Origin of the sequence: Actinoplanes subglobosus, from assembly GCF_042650585.1 — a bacterium.
Lineage (GTDB): Bacteria > Actinomycetota > Actinomycetes > Mycobacteriales > Micromonosporaceae > Actinoplanes > Actinoplanes subglobosus.
Genome location: NZ_JBHSBL010000020.1, coordinates 649,165 through 652,662 on the forward strand (window position 1 = coordinate 649,165; position 3,498 = coordinate 652,662).

Genomic DNA, 3,498 nt, shown 5'->3' on the forward strand with positions numbered 1-3,498 from the left:
CCGCAGCCAACCCTCTGGCTCCGCCCGGTTCCGTCTGCCTCGCCCTTCCTTTGCTCCGTGCGGATCCGTCTGCCTCGCCCTTCCTTTGCTCCGTGCGGTTCCGTTGCTCCGTGCGGTTCCGTCTGCCTCGCCCTTCCTTTGCTCCGTGCGGTTCCGTTGCTCCGTGCGGTTCCGTCTGCCTCGCCCTTCCTGCTCCGTCCGGTTCCGCCTACCTCGCGGTCCGTCCCTTGCCAGGTTCCGCTGGCTTGCTTGCCGGCCCGGTTCCGCTGGCTTGCCTTGCCGGCCCGGCCTTTCCTGCTCTGCCCGGGCCAGTCTGTTTGTTGGGCGACGCCGTGGGTGGAGCAGCCGCGGCAGGTCCACGGGACGCGACGAACGTGGGGCAGGGCGGCACCGGGTAGGTGCGGTCGGGGCGCGGTGGCTCGTACGATATGAGAGGTTTTGATCTGTTGAATCGCGCCGCCCCGCCCGTGCTGGGCGGCCTCTGTCTCGCCACCACCGCGTATTCGGTCCTGCAGTCGCTGGTCGTGCCCGCGCTCGGCGTGTTCCAGCGTGAGCTCGGCACCACCCCGTCCGGCGCCGCGTGGCTGCTGACGGCCTTCCTGCTCAGCGCCTCGATCTCCACCCCGGTTCTCGGCCGGCTCGCCGACGCCTACGGCAAACGCCGCATCCTTCTCGTAGCCCTGACCGCCATGAGCATCGGCGCCGTCACCTCTGCACTCGCCGCCCACCTGCCCGTCATGATCGCCGGACGCGTCATCCAGGGCATCGGTGGCGCCGTCTTCCCGCTCTGTTTCGCCCTGGTCAGAGATCACCTCCCGTCCGAAGCCCGCCAGCGCGCCTTCGTCGTGATATCGACCGTGATGAGCGTCGGAGGTGCTGCCGGAACCATCACCGCCGGCCCGATCCTCACCTTGCTCTCCTCACGCTGGCTGTTCCTGATCCCCGCCCTGATCTCCGCGCTCGCGATGATCCCGGTCGCCCTGCTACTGCCGCACGCAAGACCGGCCACCGCCCAGCACAAGATCGACTGGTTCGGTGCCGCTCTCCTCTCCACCTGGCTCGGACTGCTGCTGTTCGCCATCAGCCGCTTCCCGGAGCCGGGCTGGCCCTGGCCCCTCGCCGCCGCCGCAGTCGTCGCCCCCCTCTGGTGGCGCAGTCAGCGCCGCGCCGCCCCGCTGGACCCGCGAAGTCCGCTGATCGACCTGCGCACCCTCGCCCTGCCGGTCGTCCGGGCCACCAACGCGGCCACCCTCCTTCTCGGGTTCGGCATGTTCGGCTCGTGGATGGTGATCCCGCTGCTGATCGTCGACCGGTTCGCGGTCGGCCCCACCGTCGTCGGCCTGGCCATGCTCCCCACCGCGGTCGGCAATCTCCTGGTCATGCCGGTCCACCGCCGGCTCACCGCCCGTCAGGGGCCACGCGCCGCACTCGCCGCCGGGATCGCCGCAGCCGGGCTCTCCTACCTGGCGCTCGCCGTCTGGCATCACACCCTCCCGCAGATCCTCCTCGGCATCCTGGTCATGGGCGCGGGTATCGGACTGGCGTTCAGCGCGGTCGGCGCTCTCGTCGTCGAAGCCGTCCCCGCCGAACAGACCGGCGTCTCCGCAGCCGTCAACACCGTCATGCGCACCGTCGGCGGCAGCCTCGGCACCGCCGTCGGCGGCTCGGTCCTCACCTGGTCGACGGGCGAATCGTCGTACGTGACGGTCCTCCTGCTCTACGCCGCCGCCCTGGCCGGCGCGCTGATCTGCGCGGTCCGGATACCCCGCCCCTCCCTGATCGTGGCGTCCAGCCCCGCCGAATCGGCGGCCTGACCCCGCCCGTCTCTGACTACGGTGCCGTCGGTCCGCGCGCTGAGCCCAGGAGCGGAAATCGCTGCTCGACGGTGAACACCTCCGCGGTCGTCGTGGTGTGGACGATCTCGGAGACGGTGAACTCGCCGCTCAGCGACATGCCCCGGAACGCCGCCCAGCACTCCGGGCCACGGCTCGACGTGCGCGGATGCACGACGGTCGCATGTGGCGGGAACTCGGAGGTCAAGCCGGTCACACCGCCGGTGGCGGAGGTCAAGCCGGTCACACCGCCGGTGGCGGAGGTCAAGCCGGACGCTGCCCCCAGCAGCCGCCGACGTAGCTGCGCCCATGCCCCGTCGACGTCCTCGACTGCCACGAACACACCGCCGTGGCCCTCATCGAGAGTGAAGACCGCACCCGGACGCAACCGGAAAGGCGTCGTCTCCGCGGCCAGGGCCTCGACCTGCCGAGGTTCCACGAACCGGACCTCCGCCGGCGTCGGGAACTGTTCCGTCGCCTGCGTCTCGTGGCGGGCCTCCGGGACCGGCGCCGGGTCGGCCGGGCACCGGATCAGAGCCTCCTCGGGGTAGAGCAGCGTCACGTGCGCTGGCACGACCGCGGCCATGACCGGATCCCACGCTCGCCGCCAGCCCTCCAGAAGCGTGGCCGATGGCCCGGTCAACAGGATCGTCAGGTGGCGTCTCATCCGTGGTCCCCTTGCAGAACGGTCGATCAGAGCTCGGCGGGAGCGGACTGGCGACGGGCCTCGGTGACGTCGGCCATCAGCTCGTCCCAGCGCGGGTCGGGACGGAAACGCGCCAGCCGAACCGTGGTGGCTGCCCTGGCTGACGTGTACTCCCACCAGGCGGCGACCCGCACCGGCCACAGGCCGACCCGCATGGCGCCGGCGATGAAGCAGCGGTGGGCCAGGATCGTGGCGGCGAGCATCTCCGGATCGAGCTCGACGGCCGGGTCGTCGATCGCCTTGCCCAGCGCGCGGACGTCCCGGTGCATCTCCGAGTAGGCGATCATGCCGGGCATCGCCGGCACCAGCAGCTCGTCCTCGGGGTCGACCAGATCGTCGGCGTAGACGGGAGCGAAGACGACGTCGTCGACGGTGAAGATGAGCGGCAGTGACTCGCGCTTGCGCTTGATGTCCACCTGCACGGCCGGTGCCCCGGTCGGCACCATCACCTCATAGGCGTCCAGCACGTCCCGGAACATGATGCGTGCCGTGTCGTCGATCGCCGGCACCCGCGCGGTGACGATGCCGGGAACCGCGGAGACCTCGGTCCCGGGTATCTCGGCGATCAGGTCGGCGAGCTCGTCAGTGCGCATGCGTTCGTTATATGCCTTCCGCGCACGTCGTGCCGTCCGTCGTACACAGTCTGTATCCACAGGCGCCTAAATGCCCTTATTTGTCGGGTGGACTGGCGCTGACCTGAGCCTTTTAGCTCGACTGGATGATGTGATGCCCGTCGCCGCCCCCCGATTTGGAGTCGGGTGGAGGGGCGGGTAGTGTTTAGCGAGCCGCCAGGGAGACGGGCGAGCGAGAGGGACCCGATATAGGGGCCCGGAGCGGCCGTCCTGGGGAACCCAAGATCTTGATCAGGCGATCTTAGCGATCGCGTGGTTCAGTGCGTTCTTGTTTTGTTGAATTCGGTTGCGAAACGCGGATTTGACACGGCGGAAACGGCGGGTAAAG

3 protein-coding genes are annotated in these 3,498 nt (G+C 69.6%); 1 reads left to right on the top strand and 2 read right to left on the bottom strand.

The window, feature by feature from the left end:
- The first annotated feature begins 446 nt into the window (after window positions 1–446).
- The gene (locus tag ACFO0C_RS32165; RefSeq protein WP_378070479.1) at window positions 447–1,814 is read left to right on the top strand and encodes an MFS transporter; all 1,368 of its coding nucleotides are present in this window, start codon (window positions 447–449) and stop codon (window positions 1,812–1,814) included.
- 16 nt (window positions 1,815–1,830) lie between these two features.
- Here the strand turns inward: ACFO0C_RS32165 and ACFO0C_RS32170 are convergent, their stop codons facing one another.
- On the bottom strand, window positions 1,831–2,499 hold the full coding sequence (locus tag ACFO0C_RS32170; RefSeq protein ID WP_378070480.1) for a 2'-5' RNA ligase family protein: 669 nt from the start codon (window positions 2,497–2,499) through the stop codon (window positions 1,831–1,833).
- Window positions 2,500–2,525: 26 nt separating this feature from the next.
- The gene (locus ACFO0C_RS32175) at window positions 2,526–3,131 is read right to left on the bottom strand and encodes a hypothetical protein (protein ID WP_378070481.1); all 606 of its coding nucleotides are present in this window, start codon (window positions 3,129–3,131) and stop codon (window positions 2,526–2,528) included.
- Window positions 3,132–3,498: the final 367 nt, after the last annotated feature.